Origin of the sequence: Peptoclostridium acidaminophilum DSM 3953, from assembly GCF_000597865.1 — a bacterium.
GTDB classification, from domain to species: domain Bacteria; phylum Bacillota; class Clostridia; order Peptostreptococcales; family Peptostreptococcaceae; genus Peptoclostridium_A; species Peptoclostridium_A acidaminophilum.
In genome coordinates, this window is sequence record NZ_CP007452.1 from 2126218 (window position 1) to 2142525 (window position 16308).

20 protein-coding genes and 1 riboswitch are annotated in these 16308 nt (G+C 47.8%); of the genes, 8 read left to right on the forward strand and 12 right to left on the reverse strand.

Features of this window, described 5'->3' with window-relative positions:
• Positions 1-82: 82 nt before the first annotated feature.
• Entirely contained in the window at positions 83-580 is a 498-nt protein-coding gene (locus EAL2_RS10370) for a DUF2680 domain-containing protein (RefSeq protein ID WP_025436316.1), read from the reverse strand.
• Between the two features lie 177 nt (positions 581-757).
• A riboswitch (TPP riboswitch) is annotated at positions 758-865 on the forward strand.
• Between the two features lie 76 nt (positions 866-941).
• Here EAL2_RS10370 and thiD point away from each other — a divergent pair.
• The 4 genes from thiD to thiC are packed head-to-tail and all read left to right on the forward strand — an operon-like array spanning position 942 to position 4554.
• The gene (gene thiD / locus EAL2_RS10375) at positions 942-1757 is read left to right on the forward strand and encodes a bifunctional hydroxymethylpyrimidine kinase/phosphomethylpyrimidine kinase (protein WP_025436317.1); all 816 of its coding nucleotides are present in this window, start codon (positions 942-944) and stop codon (positions 1755-1757) included.
• Positions 1741-2586, forward strand: a complete 846-nt coding sequence (gene thiM, locus EAL2_RS10380) for a hydroxyethylthiazole kinase (RefSeq protein ID WP_025436318.1) — start codon at positions 1741-1743, stop codon at positions 2584-2586. The genes thiD and thiM overlap by 17 nt, the downstream gene beginning before the upstream one ends.
• The gene (thiE, locus tag EAL2_RS10385; protein ID WP_025436319.1) at positions 2576-3211 is read left to right on the forward strand and encodes a thiamine phosphate synthase; all 636 of its coding nucleotides are present in this window, start codon (positions 2576-2578) and stop codon (positions 3209-3211) included. The genes thiM and thiE overlap by 11 nt, the downstream gene beginning before the upstream one ends.
• 29 nt (positions 3212-3240) lie before the next feature.
• A complete protein-coding gene (thiC, locus tag EAL2_RS10390; protein ID WP_025436320.1) occupies positions 3241-4554 on the forward strand; it encodes a phosphomethylpyrimidine synthase ThiC in 1314 nt (437 codons plus the stop codon).
• A gap of 57 nt (positions 4555-4611) precedes the next feature.
• Here the strand turns inward: thiC and EAL2_RS10395 are convergent, their stop codons facing one another.
• The 5 genes from EAL2_RS10395 to EAL2_RS10410 form a co-directional block, all read right to left on the reverse strand.
• The gene (locus EAL2_RS10395; RefSeq protein ID WP_025436321.1) at positions 4612-5052 is read right to left on the reverse strand and encodes a DUF6762 family protein; all 441 of its coding nucleotides are present in this window, start codon (positions 5050-5052) and stop codon (positions 4612-4614) included.
• Positions 5053-5062: 10 nt separating this feature from the next.
• The gene (locus EAL2_RS10400) at positions 5063-5308 is read right to left on the reverse strand and encodes a DUF1292 domain-containing protein (RefSeq protein ID WP_025436322.1); all 246 of its coding nucleotides are present in this window, start codon (positions 5306-5308) and stop codon (positions 5063-5065) included.
• Positions 5309-5397: 89 nt separating this feature from the next.
• Positions 5398-5856: a SixA phosphatase family protein gene (locus EAL2_RS10405; protein WP_025436323.1), complete on the reverse strand. Its 459-nt coding sequence runs from the start codon at positions 5854-5856 to the stop codon at positions 5398-5400.
• A 55-nt stretch (positions 5857-5911) separates the two neighbouring features.
• On the reverse strand, positions 5912-6052 hold the full coding sequence (locus EAL2_RS15545; protein ID WP_158408925.1) for a hypothetical protein: 141 nt from the start codon (positions 6050-6052) through the stop codon (positions 5912-5914).
• Positions 6052-6906, reverse strand: coding sequence for a sugar phosphate isomerase/epimerase family protein (locus tag EAL2_RS10410; protein WP_025436324.1), 855 nt, complete (start codon positions 6904-6906; stop codon positions 6052-6054). Before EAL2_RS10410 ends, EAL2_RS15545 begins: the two co-directional genes overlap by 1 nt.
• Positions 6907-7106: 200 nt before the next feature.
• On the opposite strand from EAL2_RS10410, the gene EAL2_RS10415 reads away from it, so the two are divergent.
• The 3 genes from EAL2_RS10415 (at position 7107) to phnW (ending at position 9290) form a co-directional block, all read left to right on the forward strand.
• Positions 7107-7697 (forward strand): 5' nucleotidase, NT5C type, encoded by a 591-nt coding sequence (locus tag EAL2_RS10415; RefSeq protein ID WP_025436325.1) that lies wholly within the window; start codon positions 7107-7109, stop codon positions 7695-7697.
• Between the two features lie 107 nt (positions 7698-7804).
• Entirely contained in the window at positions 7805-8098 is a 294-nt protein-coding gene (locus EAL2_RS10420) for a hypothetical protein (protein WP_025436326.1), read from the forward strand.
• 88 nt (positions 8099-8186) lie between these two features.
• Positions 8187-9290, forward strand: coding sequence for a 2-aminoethylphosphonate--pyruvate transaminase (gene phnW / locus EAL2_RS10425; RefSeq protein WP_025436327.1), 1104 nt, complete (start codon positions 8187-8189; stop codon positions 9288-9290).
• Positions 9291-9377: 87 nt separating this feature from the next.
• Here the strand turns inward: phnW and tnpB are convergent, their stop codons facing one another.
• A complete protein-coding gene (gene tnpB / locus EAL2_RS10430) occupies positions 9378-10448 on the reverse strand; it encodes an IS200/IS605 family element RNA-guided endonuclease TnpB (protein ID WP_025436328.1) in 1071 nt (356 codons plus the stop codon).
• A gap of 6 nt (positions 10449-10454) precedes the next feature.
• Positions 10455-10859: an IS200/IS605 family transposase gene (gene tnpA / locus EAL2_RS10435; RefSeq protein WP_025436329.1), complete on the reverse strand. Its 405-nt coding sequence runs from the start codon at positions 10857-10859 to the stop codon at positions 10455-10457.
• A gap of 149 nt (positions 10860-11008) precedes the next feature.
• Between tnpA and EAL2_RS10440 the strand changes: the two genes are divergently transcribed.
• The gene (locus EAL2_RS10440) at positions 11009-11386 is read left to right on the forward strand and encodes an HAD family hydrolase (RefSeq protein WP_025436330.1); all 378 of its coding nucleotides are present in this window, start codon (positions 11009-11011) and stop codon (positions 11384-11386) included.
• 27 nt (positions 11387-11413) lie between these two features.
• Here the strand turns inward: EAL2_RS10440 and EAL2_RS10445 are convergent, their stop codons facing one another.
• From EAL2_RS10445 to uvsE, 4 genes are all read right to left on the reverse strand, one after another.
• Positions 11414-12202, reverse strand: coding sequence for an ABC transporter ATP-binding protein (locus EAL2_RS10445; protein ID WP_070810852.1), 789 nt, complete (start codon positions 12200-12202; stop codon positions 11414-11416).
• Positions 12195-13403, reverse strand: coding sequence for an ABC transporter permease (locus tag EAL2_RS10450; protein ID WP_025436332.1), 1209 nt, complete (start codon positions 13401-13403; stop codon positions 12195-12197). Before EAL2_RS10450 ends, EAL2_RS10445 begins: the two co-directional genes overlap by 8 nt.
• A gap of 1 nt (position 13404) precedes the next feature.
• On the reverse strand, positions 13405-14622 hold the full coding sequence (locus EAL2_RS10455) for an efflux RND transporter periplasmic adaptor subunit (protein WP_025436333.1): 1218 nt from the start codon (positions 14620-14622) through the stop codon (positions 13405-13407).
• Positions 14623-14917: 295 nt separating this feature from the next.
• Positions 14918-16174, reverse strand: coding sequence for a UV DNA damage repair endonuclease UvsE (uvsE, locus tag EAL2_RS10460; RefSeq protein WP_051489154.1), 1257 nt, complete (start codon positions 16172-16174; stop codon positions 14918-14920).
• Between the last annotated feature and the right edge of the window lie 134 nt (positions 16175-16308).

The window sequence follows — 16308 nt, forward strand, 5'->3', positions numbered from 1 at the left end:
CCTTTGAATTCGGCCGCCATCTTAATGCGAAAAAACCTCCGGCTATGCGCCGAAGGCTGTTTCAGTGTGCTAAAATGCTATGTTATTTTGCCTGATTTATTCCCTGTCCATTACCGTTTCCCTGTCCAAAGCCACTGCCGTTTCTGAGGCCTTGTCCACTACCGTCTTTAAGTCTTTCGCCATTACCTTTTCCCTGCATTGAACCGCGTCCAAAGCCTGCTCCGGCTGCTCTGCCCAATCCCTGGCTATCGCCTTCGCAGTTTTCCATTCTTTCCATTAAGGCGTCAGCCTGCTCCTGTGTCATCTGTCCGCTGCTTACCCTTTCCTCAAGCACTGCTTTCTTACTTTCCATCATCTGGCTTTTGAACTCCTCATACTTGCCGGCATCCTGCGCAAGCTTTCCGTAGCTTTCTCCGGATGTCTGTCTGTCGGTGTAAGCCTGCTCTACTGTCTTTCCTGTCACTTCGGAATATATCTGCGCCGGCGTCATTATTGAATCCGCAAATGCGACTGCTCCCAGTGAAAGCACTGCTACTGCAGTAGTTGTAAGTAACGCTGTTCTTTTGCTGAATAGTTTCATGATATTCACTCCTTTTAAATTCATATTGTTTATGTTGTTTTCCTTGTTACATTTACTATTATGCCCTGCTTGTGTGACATTCTTGTGAACGTCCAGTGGAAATTTCGTGAAAATATTGTTTGATTTTAGATGCGGCGTATGTTAGTATCAAACTGTAAAACAAAAAAATAACAAGTTTTTTCTGACTAGGGGTGCCGGAGCGACCGGCTGAGATAAAGATGTATTTCTTTAACCCTTTAACCTGATCTGGATAATGCCAGCGTAGGGAAGTTTGAGCGACATTAATTTTGCCGTGAAGAGCATATATCCTTATACTGGGGTGTATGCTCTTTTTTATTTCCCAAATTAAGGAGGTGGCGTTTTGAAAAAGGTTCTTACAATAGCCGGCTCTGATTCCGGGGGCTGCGCCGGAATACAGGCTGACCTGAAGACTTTCTGCGCCCACGGCGTTTTCGGCGCGAGCGCGATTACGGCCATAACAGCCCAGAATACTCAGGGCGTGCGCGCCATAGAGGACATCAGCCCGGACATCATAAAGGCCCAGATAGAAGCAGTTCTCGAGGATATAGGTTCGGATGCCGTAAAGATAGGAATGCTCTCAAGACCGCAGACAATAGAGGCTGTAAGCCATTCCCTCAGAAAGCACAGGCCCGGCAATATCGTGCTTGATCCTGTAATGGTATCAACGAGCGGCCATGACCTGCTCAGCGCCGACGCCAAGGAATCGCTTATAAAGCTCATGTTCCCTCTGGCTTTTCTAATAACTCCCAACATTCCAGAGGCCAATTGCCTGACTGGACTCCATATAAAAGACATAGCGGACATGGAGGAAGCAGCACGCAAACTTTTCGAAAGCTGCCGCTGCAACGTACTTGTAAAGGGCGGGCACAGCGCAGCCGACGCCGTGGACGTGCTCTATGACGGCAAAACCTTTCGCCATTTCGCTTCAAGACGCATAGACACCAAGAACACACACGGTACGGGCTGCACGCTTTCCTCAGCCATAGCCGCCAACCTGGCCCTTGGATATTCTCTCGAAGAATCCGTCAAAAGGGCCAAGGAATATATAACGCTTGCAATAGAGCATTCACTCGACATTGGAAAGGGCTGCGGCCCCGTAAATCATATGCATGCATATCTAAAAAAGGAGATGATTAAACATGTCAAACAGCCTTAAAAACCAGTGCAGTGAATATCTTCTCGAGCAGATATCAGCCGCACTCTCTGCACTGCACGAGAAAAAGCCGCTAGTCCACCACATAACTAACGACGTGACAGTAAACGACTGCGCCAACATAACTCTTGCCATAGGCGGTTCACCAGTAATGGCCCCGTCGATTGACGAATCTGCCGAGATGGCAGCCTGCGCTGATGCGCTCGTACTAAACATAGGCACACTCGACAAGAGGAGCATAGAATCCATGATACATGCGGCCAAGGCAGCAAATGAGCTTTCAATCCCTGTAGTGCTCGATCCTGTTGGCGTTGGAGCAACCGCGCTGCGCACTGAGTCGGCAAGGAAGCTGATTGAAAACGCCAGGTTCGCCGTAGTAAGGGGCAACGCCTCGGAGATAATGCTACTCGCCGGCGAATGCGCAGGAATTAAAGGTGTCGACTCAAGCGAGTCCGGCATGGAGGCCCTGGGCTCAGCAATTAAGCTTTCAAAAAGCCTTTCCTGCACCGTAGCAGTAACGGGCGCTGTCGACATAATAGTTTCAGGCGAAAAGGCCGTATTCATCAAAAACGGAACGCCTATGCTCTCAAGGGTTACAGGCACTGGCTGCATGTGCACCTCTCTAATAGGCGCATTCTGCGGCTCCATCAGAGATCCTTTCATAGGCGCTGCAGCCGGCATAATGAGCATGGGCATATCCGGCGAGGTTGCCAAAAGCATGCTTAAGGAAGAGGAAGGCACCGGCACCTTCAGGATAAGACTGTTTGACTCCGTGTCAAACCTCACTCCCCAAAGGCTTAGAGAGATGGGTGACATATCCTGTGAAAAATAAATTAGACTACAGCCTGTATCTTGTAACAGACAGAACTCTTTGCCGCGGAGAGTTCATTGAATGCATCGAAGCCGCCATAAGGGGAGGCGTGAGCGTTGTGCAGCTCCGCGAAAAGGACGCCTCCTCCGCAGAGTTCTACAGCATAGCTCTCGAGCTGAGAAAGCTGACCCGCAGCTATGGCGTGCCTTTTATAATAAATGACCGCGCAGACATAGCGCTTGCAGTCGACGCCGACGGCCTTCACATAGGCCAGAGCGACATGCCCCTTGATGTGGCAAGAAGTATACTTGGCAGCGAGAAGATTATAGGAGTTTCAGCATCTTGTGTTGATGATGCCCTTCTCGCTCTCGAAGAAGGAGCCGACTATCTGGGCGTGGGCGCCGTTTTCCCTACCGGCACAAAGAGCGATGCAGACAGCGTAGGCATCGACGAGCTTAGACGCATAAAAGACTCCGTGGACATTCCGGTTGTCGCAATCGGGGGAATAAACGAGATCAATGCCCACATACCAATGTCGGCCGGCATAGACGGCATTTCAGTGGTTTCTGCCATAGTTGCAAGCCCCAGTCCGCTTGATTCATCAAAGAGGCTGCTTGACATAGTTAAAAAATCAAAGAATATATAATAAAATTCAAAATTCAAAGGAGAATTCAAATGACTTATACTACTCAGATGGATGCTGCCAAAAAGGGCATTCTCACAAAAGAGATGGAGACAGTAGCCAGAAAAGAGAACATGGAGGCAGCAGTGCTTATGGACCTTGTTGCAAAGGGAAGGATTGCTATACCCGCAAACAAGAACCACAAGTCGCTTGACGCCGAGGGCGTGGGAGAAGGCCTTAGAACAAAGATAAACGTAAACCTCGGGATATCGAAGGACTGCAGATGCGTTGACACTGAGCTTGACAAGGTGAGGAAAGCAATAGAAATGAAGGCCGAGGCCATAATGGACCTTAGCTCTTTTGGAAAGACAGAGGAATTCAGAAGAAGGCTGGTGGAGATGTCTTCAGCCATGATAGGAACAGTTCCAATGTATGACGCCGTAGGCTTTTATGACAAGGAGCTTTCGGAAATATCGCCCGAAGAATTTCTGAAGGTCGTTGAAAAGCACGCAGTAGACGGCGTCGACTTCATGACAATACACGCCGGAATAAACAGAGAGACTGCCGGCATATTCAAAAGAAACAGCAGGCTTACCAACATAGTTTCAAGGGGTGGCTCGCTGCTCTACGCGTGGATGGAGCTTACAGGCAACGAGAATCCTTTCTACGAATACTACGACGAGCTGCTTGATATATGCAGAAAATACGACGTAACTATAAGCCTCGGCGACGCATACAGGCCCGGAAGCATCGCCGACTCGACGGATGCGAGCCAGATAAAGGAGCTCATAGTTCTTGGAGAGCTTACAAAGAGAGCTTGGGAAAAGGACGTTCAGGTAATAGTTGAAGGCCCCGGCCACATGAGCCTCAACGAGGTTGCCGCCAATATGCAGCTTCAAAAGAAGCTCTGCCACGGCGCTCCATTCTACGTCCTCGGACCTATAGTTACAGACATAGCTCCGGGATACGACCACATAACCAGCGCAATCGGCGGTGCAATCGCGGCTGCAAACGGCGCCGACTTCCTTTGCTACGTAACTCCTGCCGAGCACCTGCGGCTGCCCAACCTGGACGATATGAAGGAAGGCATAATAGCCTCCAGGATAGCCGCTCACGCTGCCGACATTGCCAAGGGCGTTCCTGGGGCAAGGGAGTGGGATAACAGCATGAGCAAGGCAAGAGCCGAGCTCGACTGGGAGAAGATGTTCGACCTCTCACTCGACCCTGAAAAGGCAAGGCGCTACAGGGCGGAGTCCAAGCCTGCCCATGAGGATTCGTGCACAATGTGCGGCAAAATGTGCGCCGTCAGAAACATGAACAGGATAATGGACGGCAAGAATATCAACATCCTCAGAGAGGACGACTAAGTCAAAAAAGACGCAGTCTGCGGTTTGCAGATTAGCGTCTTTTTTTGTTTTGCAATATTAGTCGAGAATGTGAGGGGTTTCGTCGAACTCCCTGTAGTCTTCCCTCTTGTCCTTTATTTCTTGGTATACGCTCTCAAGCTCGGCCATGTGGCGCTCTGTGAGATTTTGTATTATGGCCTCCATCTTCTCGTCGTCATCGTCCATTTTGATCCTGACTTCCCATACGGGATTGAAAAACGAGGTGTCTTCCTCTGCGCTTATCATGCCATCGCCCAGAGCTTCGATGTCATAGTAGTCGAAAACCGCTGAATACTCCCAGTCATCAAGATCTCTGTCTGTCGTGAACTTTATGTCTATGACATACCCGTCATCAGTTTTCTCGGCATGTACTGCTCCTATAAGCTCTCCGCCCTTGTCCACCTTGTAGCTTGTTATCTCGCTTGTTAGCATTCCGGACTCAAGGTCCTTCTCCATGACTATAATTCTGAATGGCTCCATGAGTCCTCCTTTATTCCTCGTCGAAATATGATTCGTATTCTTCGGCAACTCTTTCGAATTCGTCTTCGTCCTCTATCGCCACGTATTTTTTGCCCTCGGGTGAATCTACAACCTTGTATACGTAGGCGTCTTCCTCCTGGCCCGCTGGCGCAAGTATTACATACTCATTTCCGTCAAGTTCTATTGTCTCTATAAGCTCAAGCTCTATGTCATTTCCTTCTTCGTCCTGCACCTTTATTAGTTCCGCATCTGTCATTTTAATTTCTCCTTTCCCGCTTTTGTAAAATAAAAGCCTTAAGTCGATTATAGCCATAATATCAGCCAATGTCCATTGGCAATATCAAGCTACTCCCTCTCGAGCAACTTGAACGAGCCTTTTAAATACGAGCCTTCCTTGAATTCCAAAACTGCAATCTGGCATTTTTTGAACTCTACGCTCTCACCTGTTATTTCGCTCACCCACTCGCCAAGATACGGCTCATGCCCGACTATGATGAGGCAGTCAGTGCTCCCAACCGCCTTTATGTTCCTTATCAGGTCCTGCGCCGTGCCCTCTGCTATGAAATCCATCTGCTGGACATATCTTATGCTCAGCTCCTCTTCAAGCACGAGAGCCGTCTGCCAGGCTCTTGCAAGCGGGCTTGACCATATATATGTGTTGCCGCAATGTTCTATAATGTGCTTTAGCTGCCTTGCAGCCTTTTCCGCCTGATTGTAGCCCTTCTCGACAAGATTTCTTTTCGAATCGTCCTCTGTGCTTCCCCGCTCCTGGGCTTTTGCATGCCTTACAAGTATTATCTTCAACGCAACCGCCTCCAGTTATCTTCATTTTAATTATGAGCCGCAAAACAAAAAAAGCCTAAACAGGCTTTTTTTCTTTTATGAGGTTCGTGTACTCTGTTATCTGTTTGTCTATTTTGTTCCTCATGCTCTCATATGTATTTTCTGTTTCCCTCTCACCCTTTAGCCTCTCTATAAGCTCAATTATCGAATTCCCCATTATACTACCTCCTGCCCCTTATAGCCCCTGGTGCTGCTTATGTCCTCGACCAGCCACTGCTGCCTGTAGCTCCTTATCATCATGAGATTGCCGATGTATTCATGGTATCTTTGAAAAGTCGAGCTGGCGTTTAGCTTATTTATATTTATCTCGAGGACTACACTTTCTTTATACCCAATATGTTCTAAATATCTCAGGGTTTTTACAAAATCCGTGTTGAAATGATAAAAAGGGCAGTGGTCGGTGTCGCTTACGTCATGAATATGGACGTTCTCAAGGCTCTTTTCGAGACCCTTAGGAAGTCTGTATGAATCGTTTCCGCTGATTACATCGTGTCCGACATCCCAGCAAAAGCCCATGCCTGTATTTGCGAGCAGGCTGTCTATTTGTTTTGTTCCAAGCCTTGCGAGATGGCTGGTGTCGTTGAGATTTTCAAGGCTTGGAACAATCAATAGACCCTTGTTGTCTATTTTTAGGAGGATGGTTTCAATGTAGTTTTGAGTAAGTTCCATGGCAAGCTCGCAATTCGCTGAGCTCACCGGATGGAAAACCACGCGCGCTGGCTGGCCTGTTATCCTGGCGACCTTGTCGTATGTTTCGAGCAGTCTGTCTATTTTTTCGTCGCTTGCGCAGTGGGTTTCTGGTCCGGGGGCGTGTATTTGAAGCAGCAGTCCGTTTGCTGTAGTCGCATGCGCCATTCGCATGAGGTACTCCCTCTCCACCCCGTCAAACACGTTGGCATTTAGCTCTATGCCTTCTACTGCGTTGCCGGTGTCTATATGTTTTATAACCTGTACAAGGAGCTCCGGCGGAACGTTGAACCCAATGCTGTTTATGCTTATGAGAAACTTCATAATAACACCCCCGTCGAATCATATATATACACTATTCTCTCTTGCCTGTGTTTCCCCTCAACATGAGATTAACCCAAAAAAACTTTGCCTTCAAGCGGGTTTACCTAAAGTTAATGCTGCTTAACCCGCTTTTAACCGTCGTTTCATAGACCGCAGGGTAAAATAAGTATGAGGGACAAACTTTTATAAGGAGTGATACTATGGAACTCAACATATGCATAGACATCGACGGAACCGTTACGGAGCCCTACTACTGGCTCGAGAGGGCCAACCGACACTTCGGCGTGGACATGAAGCCTTCAGAAGTTACATGCTATGAAATCCACAAAGTGCTTGGCATTCCCCGCGAGGATTATGTTGATTTTTACAACGACGTGTGCTTTGATATACACTCGGGCGCACGCATAAGAGAATATGCAGCGCAGGTACTCCAGGACATTGCCTCGTACTGCAGGCTTGACTATGTCAGCGCCAGGCATAAAAAGCTGGACAGCCTAACTCACATGTGGCTTATGGAGAATGATGTCCACCTGGGCGAAGTTCACCTGCTCGGCTCACACTACAAGGTCGACAAGGCAAGGGAGCTACTCTGCGACATATTCATAGAGGACAGGTATGAAAACGCCCTGGAGCTTTCAGCCGCCGGCTTCTATGTACTGCTTATAGACTGCGAATACAACCGTGGACCGCTGCCCGAGGGCGTAGTGCGCGTTTATGACTGGAACCATATAGGCTATGAAATCGGAAAATATGCAGACAACCTCATAAAAAAGGAACAGGAGATCGCTTAGATTGTCTCCGGTTCCTTTTTTTACTTTCTATATGTTTCAACAGTACAATTCAAGATTATTACAGCCATTTTTTCTCTGATAGCTATTATATATGGGAGGTGCTTTGCATGTGCAGAGTGATGTCAAGCATTGACAATTTCAAGGTGCTTCAGACGGGACGTGACTATGTAGTTGTGAACGCAAGCGGAGGCTACGAGAACCACAGCCATTTTGAGAGTTATAAGGGTGCTGTTACGTGCATCGATCTGATAAAGAGAAGAAAAGTGCCCAAATCCTCATATCTGATAAAGGCGGCCATGCGGCTGACCACCGACAGCGATTACAGGCGTGACCTCGAAAGGATAGGCGAGAAGAGGCTACAAAAGCAAAGGTACATAAACATAGGGTGCAAGGGTAGATAGACCCTTGAAATGTCATCGCGAGGCAGCGATTTTCATGATGTAACTGTGATTTGCGATTTTACACTAATCTGACAAAAGGAGATTATGCATGAAAACATACAAGCTTTTGACTCCAGGACCTCTAACAACCACCAAATCTGTAAAAGAAGAAATGCTAATCGACCGCTGTACCTGGGACGATGAATACAAGATGATAACCCAAAAGATAAGAAACCAGCTGCTTGAAATAGCCAGTGCGCCTTCTGAGCGCTACACTACAGTGCTTATGCAAGGCAGCGGGAGCTTCGGAGTAGAAGCTACTCTGTGTACGGCGATTTCAACTTGCGACAAATGTCTCCTTCTAATCAACGGAGCCTACGGCGAAAGGATTGCGGCCATGGCTGATCGTCTCGGCATACACCACACTGTCTATGCCACCAAATGTGACTCGATTCACGATATAGGCCGCATACGAAATATTCTTGAAAACGACTACACAATAACACATATTGTGATGGTTCACTGCGAAACGACTACCGGAATACTCAATCCCCTTGAGGAAGTTGCCAGGATATCACTCGAGTTCGGCAAGACACTTATTGTCGATGCGATGAGCAGTTTCGGCGGCATTCCAATAGATATGCAAAGCCTTGGCATAGATTTTCTAATAAGCAGCGCCAACAAATGCATTCAAGGTGTTCCCGGATTCAGCTTTGTCATAGCCAGAAAAGACAAGCTCTCAATGTGCAAGGGCCACTCAAGTAGCCTTGCACTTGACCTTTACGACCAGTGGAGGGCGATGGATAAGAGCGGGAAATGGAGGTACACTTCCCCCACGCATGTCGTGGCTGCATTTGCAAAGGCTCTCGATGAGCTCGAGGCTGAAGGCGGCGTTTCAGCAAGACATGTGCGCTACCACAAAAACAACGTACTTTTGAGAAGTCGGCTAAGTGAAGCTGGAATAGAGTCTTACATCGCCAGTGAGCTCCAATCACCTATAATAACAACATTCCTTTTCCCTGACGAAGACTTTGACTTTGAATGCTTCTATAGCCATGTCAAGGATCGCGGCTATATAATGTATCCCGGCAAGCTTACCGACAAAGACACCTTCCGGATAGGCAACATTGGAGAAATCTACGAGGAAAACACGCTTGAACTGTGCAATATAATTGAAGACTACATGAGGGGGCGTGAACTACCCCCACTTTAGAAGTGGGAGCTTCTTGGTCAATAGAGCTACCGCTCCAAGTTTACCCAAGCTCCTAAGGTCGTCCCGACCTCGAAAATACCAAAACTATTATATTAGTTTCAGCAAATTTTTTGCCGCGTTTATATCACGCTCGTGTACTGCTCTACACTCAGGGCAAGTCCACTTTCTTAGTCCAAGATTTTTGACTTCTGGATTTTTATATCCGCAGTCTGAACATAATTGAGAACTGGCATAATTCGATGGTGCGATAACCAAATCTCTGCCATTCCACTTAGACTTGTATTCAAGCATTGTCCTAAACATGCTCCACGACACTTCGGATATGGCTTTTGCGAGACAATGATTCTTCAGCATATTCTTCACTTTGAGGTCTTCAATCGCTATTGCTTGGTTTTCGCTGACGATTTTAGAACTAGCCTTATGAAGAAAGTCTTTGCGCTGATTGGCAATCTTCTCATGCAGCTTGGCTACTTTGAGCCTTGCTTTGGCTCTGTTGCTGCTGCCCTTGGCTTTGCGCGATAAATTTTTTTGCAGTTTGGCAAGCCTTTTTTCCGAATTTCTAAGCCATTTAGGATTCGGGAACACTTTACCGTTTGAACAGATGGCAAAATCCTTTAGGCCTACGTCAATGCCGACTTTATTTTCTGCTTTCGGCAATGGCGCAAGCTCAGTGTCAACTAACACAGATATGAAATGTTTGCCTGATGAGGTTTTGGAAACGGTACACGACTTGATCAATCCATCGAAATCTCTGTGCTGTTTGACTCTGACTTTGGATTTGAGCTTTGGTAACTTAATGTAGCCATCTTCAATGGTGACTGTGCCCTTTTGATTGTTGGTCGTGTAGGCGTGCCTATTGGACTTCTTCGACTTGAATCTCGGAAAACCCACGGACTTATCTCGAAAGAAGTTCTTGTACGCCTTGTTTAGATTGAGTTGAGCATTTGCAAGAGCTAAGCTGTCTACTTCTTTGAGCCACTCAAACTCCTTCTTGTACTCGGCAGGAGTGTTGTTTAAGCTCTTGCCAGTTTGCTTGTAATACTCGATTCTGTCTGCAAGCATTCTGTTGTAGACGAATCTGACACAGCCGAAGCACTTGGCGAAGTATTCTCTTTGCTCTGCATTTGGATAGATTCGATACTTGTAAGCTCTTAGCATAGCGGTTCACCTCGCTTTCTGACCTTGGCTTTCGATGTACTGTCTGACAATATCAATGGGCGCACCACCTGTAGTTAGCAGGCAGTAACTCTTGCTCCAAAAGTATTCTTTCCACAAATATTGCTTGATAGTTGGAAACTCTTTCTTAATCAGCCGACTGCTTGCACTCTTATACGCATTTATAAACTTTGATATTTCTGAGTTTGGACAGCCTCTAAACAAGACATGGACATGATCTTTGTCGTGATTCCATTCTTCAATAGTGATTCCGTACTTTGGAGATATATATTCGAAAATTTCTCTCAGTCTGTTGGAAATAGCACAATCTATTACCTTACGACGATATTTTACAACTAATATCAAGTGGTAACTCAATTTGAATACTGAATGATTGTTTGTATCAAGAATCATTGGCATCACCTCGTATTCATTGTATACCACAGATTCTGTTTCATAAACTATTTTTGCCTTACGGCAGGGCTATCCATCCCCACCCTACGCTCTCACTATCGTGAGCAAGGTGGCCTTGAGAGTGGGGAATTCCGCCCCATTCGTTAAAAATGCATAGAGTAGAAGATGAACCCGACGTTGATCAGCTCTACTCCAGATTCGAGCCTCTGCTTATGGAATCTATTGCCGAGTACGCAAGTCCGTTGCCGGGGGTTGTAGAAACCGTCCGGATGCTCAGACTCAAAGGACTCAAAATAGGGTCTACCACCGGCTATACCGACAGCATGATGGCTCTTGTGGCCGAAGTTGCAATGGCAAAAGGGTACAGCCCTGACATCTGGGTTACGCCTGATTCCACCAGCTCGTGCGGAAGACCTCGCCCATACATGATATTCAAGAACATGGAGGCTTTGAGGCTTTCTTCAACCTGGAGTGTTGTAAAGCTTGGAGACACTATAACCGACATAAAGCGCATTTCCCTCAGTTAAACGCTAAGGGCAATGCGCTTTTGATTGTCATCTGCATTTTTCCTCGTATTTCTTGCAGTACTTGCAGTATATCGGATACACCTCCTGCCAGAAGCCCTCGTCGTTTATGGCATCTGTGGGGTAGTCCTTTTGTACCCGACCGTCTACTATTTCTACTATCCTGTCTGATTTTGAGGCTATTCTCCTGTCATGGGTTACGACTATGAACGTCGTATTGAGCTCCTTGTTTATGTTCCTGAGAAGCTCGTAAACCTGGCTTGTCGATTCGGTGTCCAGGTTACCCGTGGGCTCGTCGGCGAGCACTATCGGGGGAGTGTTTATCAGCGAGCGCGCTATTGCCACCCTCTGCTGCTGGCCTCCCGAAAGCTCTGAAGGCTTGCTGTTCATCTTTTCGGAAAGTCCCACCATTGAAAGGAGCTCCTTCGCCCGCTCCTGCAACCTTGGGGACGGACTCCTGCTCATTATCCACGAGGGCATGAGCACGTTTTCCAACGCCGTGAACGCAGGCAACAGGTAGTGGAACTGGAATATGAAACCAAGGCTCCTGTTCCTGAAATCCGAGAGCTCTATGTCGTCCATGCGCGTAGTGTCTTTTCCATCTATGAAAAGCTCTCCCGTCGTGGGGCGGTCGAGTGCTCCTATTATGTTCAGGAGGGTGCTCTTGCCCGAACCTGACGGCCCGATTATGGACATGAACTCGCCCTTTTTTATCTCAAGGTCTATGTCAAACAGGACCTGGTTCTTAACTGTCTTGCCGTAGACCTTTGTTATTTTGCTTGCCTTTAGCATCATGTCGCCTTCTGCCTGTCTATCCATTTCTTATCACCTCTATCGGATCAAGTCCCGCTGAGCGCCTTGCGGGTATGAGGGCAGAAAGCGTGCCTGTAATTAGCGCTATTGCCGCTATGCCAATGATCGCCAGGGGTCTTATTCTTATATCAAAGGTTGGCTGTCCGCTTTGAAGTGAGGTTCCGAGTATGAAACCCTCTATGAGAATAATACCCAAGACTATGCCTATTGCCGAACCCGCTGTTCCAAGTATAGCTCCCTGAAGCAGGAATACACGAGCTATGCTCCTTGGCCTCATGCCCATGGCCTTTAGTATGCCTATCTCCTTTGACTTTTGAACGACCGACACCGCAAGCACGCTTGATATGCCCAGGGCCACTGCCGCAATTACAAAAGCCTGTATCGTGTATGAAGATGAGCTCTGGCTCCTCAATGCCGTAAGCAGCGATGCGTTCTCGTCCTTCCAGTTATTCACTCCCGCATCCGGCAGCGAGACCGCTATATTTTTGTCTATTGAATCGGCCGCAAACACATCCTCCACCTGGAGCTCTATCTGTGTCACATAGTTAAGGGAGCCAAAGAGGCTCTGGGCTCTCTTTATATCCATGAAGACCAATCCTTCGTTGACCGCCTCGCTCTCCAGGTCGAAAATACCTGATACAGTAAAATCCGAGCTGACGCCGCTTGGAAGCCTGAGCATAATACTTGCTCCAGGCTCAATTCCGTATTTCTTAGCAAGGGCTGTGCCTATAAGTACGCTGCTGCCGCTTACATCAAACCTGCCGCCTGCAAGCCTCTCGCTAATGTCATATATCCTGTCGGCCCTTTCTATTGACACGCCTTTAATTGTAACAGGCGTGCTGTCCCCGGATTTCATTGCAAAACCACTTCCCGACACCACAGGAGACACTGCTGTAATGCTTTCATTCTTGTCTAAAAGTTCTGTTATCTGCTGGTAGTTTCTCAGTCTTTCTCTTTCGACTGGTATGTTGCCACTTGTCGCTACCGAGCTCTCATTGCGAAGAGACGACTGATTGTGCTTGGCTCCCGCTATTGTTATGTGGGGGCTGGTGCCTATAGTCCTGTTTATAAGATCCTCCTGCAGACTTGTTATGAGCGAGCCAAGAAAAACCTGAACTGCCACGCCCGCTGATATCCCAAGGAGTATGAGGAGAGTCTGCATTCTTCCTTCCTTGAGGAATCTCATTCCTATTTTCAACTCAAGCATGCTAATTCACCTGCCCGCCCAGGCTTACTCTTTGCCCGTCTCTGAGTCCTTCTGGTCTTAGTACCTTGTCTCCCTGGGAGATACCTTTTTCAACTATCAGCTTGCCCAGCGACGGGTTAATGCTCGCCTGTATCTCAGTCTTTACAGCCTTGCCGGATCTATATGCGAATACATAGCTCCTGCCGTCGTCTGATATTACGTATTCGCTTGGGAGCGCTATGGCAGCCTTGTACTCTCCGATTTTTATGTCCGCATCAACAGTGAGATCCTTTACGAGCACTTCATCGTCTTCAAGAGGCTTGATCCTTATTTTCACCGTGCCGGTTTCTCCCTCGACAGAAGGGCTTATATAATCCAGCCTGCCGCCTATTCTCTTTTCCGGATATGCCTTTGGCGATATTACAGCCTCCTGACCTACCTTCAAAAGCGCCAGGTCCTGTTCGTCAACCATTATTCCCACATATCTGCTCCGAGGGTTGCCGATATGGAAGAGCAATTGCCCCGCCTGTACAAACTCTCCCCGCTCCGCCTGCCTGTAAATCATTATCCCACTAATCGGGGAATAAAGCGTATGCTCCGCTATCTGCCTTCTTAGCTGCTCAATGTAAGATGCGCTCTTCTCCACCTGTGAAAGCTTCTCCTTCCTCAGGCTTCCGCCATCCGAAAGGGCCTCCAGCCTTATTGTCGCCTTTTCAAGCTCGGCTGCCAGTATATCCAGTCTGCTCTTGGAATTGTCCAGCTCCTGCTTTGAAATACCACCCATCTCATATAGCGATTTGACTCTCTCATGTGCATCATATGCAGCCGAATACTCAAGACTTGCCTGCTCGTAGTCCTTTGCAGCCAAAGGATAGTCTCTGCTTATGAGGTTTTCATAGCCGGCTCTGGCCGATGCAAGGTCTGAGAGCGCCTTCGAAAGCTCCAGCCGCCTCTCGCTTGAGTCGAGCACTGCAAGCACATCTCCCTGCGATACGCTGTCGCCTTCGCTTTTTTTGATATCCGTTATTGTCCCCGGCACCTTCGCCCTTATCTCCGCCGATTCCTCAAGCGCCACCCTTCCCGTGCAGAGCAGAGTCCTAGCGTAGTCCTTTGCACTGACATCTATATAGTCAACCTTTGCAGGGCGAGAGAACAAAAAAATCGCTGCTACCACCGCCAGCAGTATGCCCACTGCAAAGTATATCTTTGTTTTTCTCCTAGAATCCAATACTTGGCTCATATTTGTCTCATCTCCCTTCATAAAATAGCAGGCATCAAAGTCTGGGAACAGGGATGTTGTTGTGAATCCAAATGGAATAAAGCAGGCCTGATTTAATGAGTTTTGAATGATTTCCTGGCGAAATGCATGAATGAAATCGCAGGAGTTTTGAGTGTCTGAGCATAGCGAGTTCTCAAAATTCCAGATTTCAGAGTGCATGAGCCAATCGGAAATCACAAAACGAAATTTAAAGGCCAATTATTTCTTTGGATTCATATGATGCAAGCCAAAAGAACTGTCCCCTTGTAATTTTGTTTTAGGTGTTGAAGTAATATGAGTCGCTAAGATATGGCGCCGGATATTTGCCGCGAAGCTCCGAGAGGAATATCTTAACCTCCTTCAGGCTGATTTCACCGCCTCTGAAGCCTTCGATCAAGCTTTTGAAAGCTTCCTTCTCGTCGGTTCCGGCCTGTTTTTTGAAGTAGCCCCATACGTGCTCTGCGGCGCAGGCCGCCTCCCCTGCTGAAGGCTCCACATCGAGCGCGCTGTTTACCATTCCGAAAATCTCGGCAGCTCCCGTTTCGCCTTTAGCTACGGCTACACCTATCTCCTTGTAGGCTGCATATGATTTTTCCATTACCGCGTATTTATAACGCGCCCACTCCCTTTGCAGCTCCGCCCTTGAGCCGCCAAGCAGAGCCATCATCCTTTCGGCAGATATGTTCTTGTCCTTTACCTCGAGCATTATATCGGCGTCCAGGCCCCCCATGCCCTCTATGAATTTGAAAAAAGGCGCGCTCTCAATCGTCTGCGAATGCGCTCCGCTCCTTTTGCCGCGGTCCTGCTGCGAATAGTGAAGCTTTGGCAGCCCGTCTATGCTCTTCCATGTCTTCGCACACTCTCTCACAAGAGTCGCCTCGCCTTCCCCGCAGGGATTAATAGCGTTGTGCAGGTTGTCGAATATGACCGGCGCTCCCGTCGCATAGCTTATCTTGAGGACCTCGCATGAGTTATAGTTTTTCTCGTCGTTTTCTATTACAAGCCTTCGTTTGACCGAGTCCGGAAGCCCCCCGTAGTTCTCGACGAATCTTCCGGCTGCGGCCTTCTTGTCGCCGTAAACTCCCCCTATGTGGAGCACCATCTTATGCTCGTGAGTTGAGGTTATGGAATCGAGCACCCTGGCGTGGTATTCCAGCTCCCTTACGGCGCTCCTTACCACTTCCTCCCTGTTGGAATTGAGCACAGTATACTGCCCTGGATGCATCGACACCCTCATTCCCTCGCGCTCTATTATCCGGGCTATGATATCGAGCTCCTCTTCAAACTCTCGATGCCACTCCAGATTGTTGACCTCGTGCGAGCCGAAGGGTATGAGGTCTGAGCTTATCCTAAAGAGCCTTATGCCTTTCTTCGCATTGTATTCGAGTATTTTACGCAGCCCTGCAAGATTCATGCCTATGAGCTCCCGCAGCCTCTGCGGCGTAGCATTTCTCAGGAGGCACCCCTTGCTTGTAACTGCGTCTATTGAAAGATTTATGCAGGCATATCCTATTCTGATCGTAACCATCTCCATTCAATGTAGTCTTGAAATCCTTTGGAATCGCTAAAAATTCAGATTACTCAGCTTAACCTACTGTTAACATTTTTAACGTCCTTGATACTGAAACAACTTCTGCAAGGATATATACTATTCATGGACAAACATGT

What these genes read in the sequence shown, in the direction of transcription:
- EAL2_RS10370 (WP_025436316.1), bottom strand. Translation starts at nt 580, where the DNA reads ATGAAACTATTCAGCAAAAGAACAGCGTTACTTACAACTACTGCAGTA.
- thiM (WP_025436318.1), top strand. Translation starts at nt 1,741, where the DNA reads ATGTCAAACAGCCTTAAAAACCAGTGCAGTGAATATCTTCTCGAGCAG.
- thiC (WP_025436320.1), top strand. Translation starts at nt 3,241, where the DNA reads ATGACTTATACTACTCAGATGGATGCTGCCAAAAAGGGCATTCTCACA.
- EAL2_RS10395 (WP_025436321.1), bottom strand. Translation starts at nt 5,052, where the DNA reads ATGGAGCCATTCAGAATTATAGTCATGGAGAAGGACCTTGAGTCCGGA.
- EAL2_RS10400 (WP_025436322.1), bottom strand. Translation starts at nt 5,308, where the DNA reads ATGACAGATGCGGAACTAATAAAGGTGCAGGACGAAGAAGGAAATGAC.
- EAL2_RS15545 (WP_158408925.1), bottom strand. Translation starts at nt 6,052, where the DNA reads ATGGGGAATTCGATAATTGAGCTTATAGAGAGGCTAAAGGGTGAGAGG.
- EAL2_RS10410 (WP_025436324.1), bottom strand. Translation starts at nt 6,906, where the DNA reads ATGAAGTTTCTCATAAGCATAAACAGCATTGGGTTCAACGTTCCGCCG.
- EAL2_RS10415 (WP_025436325.1), top strand. Translation starts at nt 7,107, where the DNA reads ATGGAACTCAACATATGCATAGACATCGACGGAACCGTTACGGAGCCC.
- EAL2_RS10420 (WP_025436326.1), top strand. Translation starts at nt 7,805, where the DNA reads ATGTGCAGAGTGATGTCAAGCATTGACAATTTCAAGGTGCTTCAGACG.
- phnW (WP_025436327.1), top strand. Translation starts at nt 8,187, where the DNA reads ATGAAAACATACAAGCTTTTGACTCCAGGACCTCTAACAACCACCAAA.
- tnpB (WP_025436328.1), bottom strand. Translation starts at nt 10,448, where the DNA reads ATGCTAAGAGCTTACAAGTATCGAATCTATCCAAATGCAGAGCAAAGA.
- tnpA (WP_025436329.1), bottom strand. Translation starts at nt 10,859, where the DNA reads ATGATTCTTGATACAAACAATCATTCAGTATTCAAATTGAGTTACCAC.
- EAL2_RS10440 (WP_025436330.1), top strand. Translation starts at nt 11,009, where the DNA reads ATGCATAGAGTAGAAGATGAACCCGACGTTGATCAGCTCTACTCCAGA.
- EAL2_RS10445 (WP_070810852.1), bottom strand. Translation starts at nt 12,202, where the DNA reads ATGGATAGACAGGCAGAAGGCGACATGATGCTAAAGGCAAGCAAAATA.
- EAL2_RS10450 (WP_025436332.1), bottom strand. Translation starts at nt 13,403, where the DNA reads ATGCTTGAGTTGAAAATAGGAATGAGATTCCTCAAGGAAGGAAGAATG.
- EAL2_RS10455 (WP_025436333.1), bottom strand. Translation starts at nt 14,622, where the DNA reads ATGAGCCAAGTATTGGATTCTAGGAGAAAAACAAAGATATACTTTGCA.
- uvsE (WP_051489154.1), bottom strand. Translation starts at nt 16,174, where the DNA reads ATGGAGATGGTTACGATCAGAATAGGATATGCCTGCATAAATCTTTCA.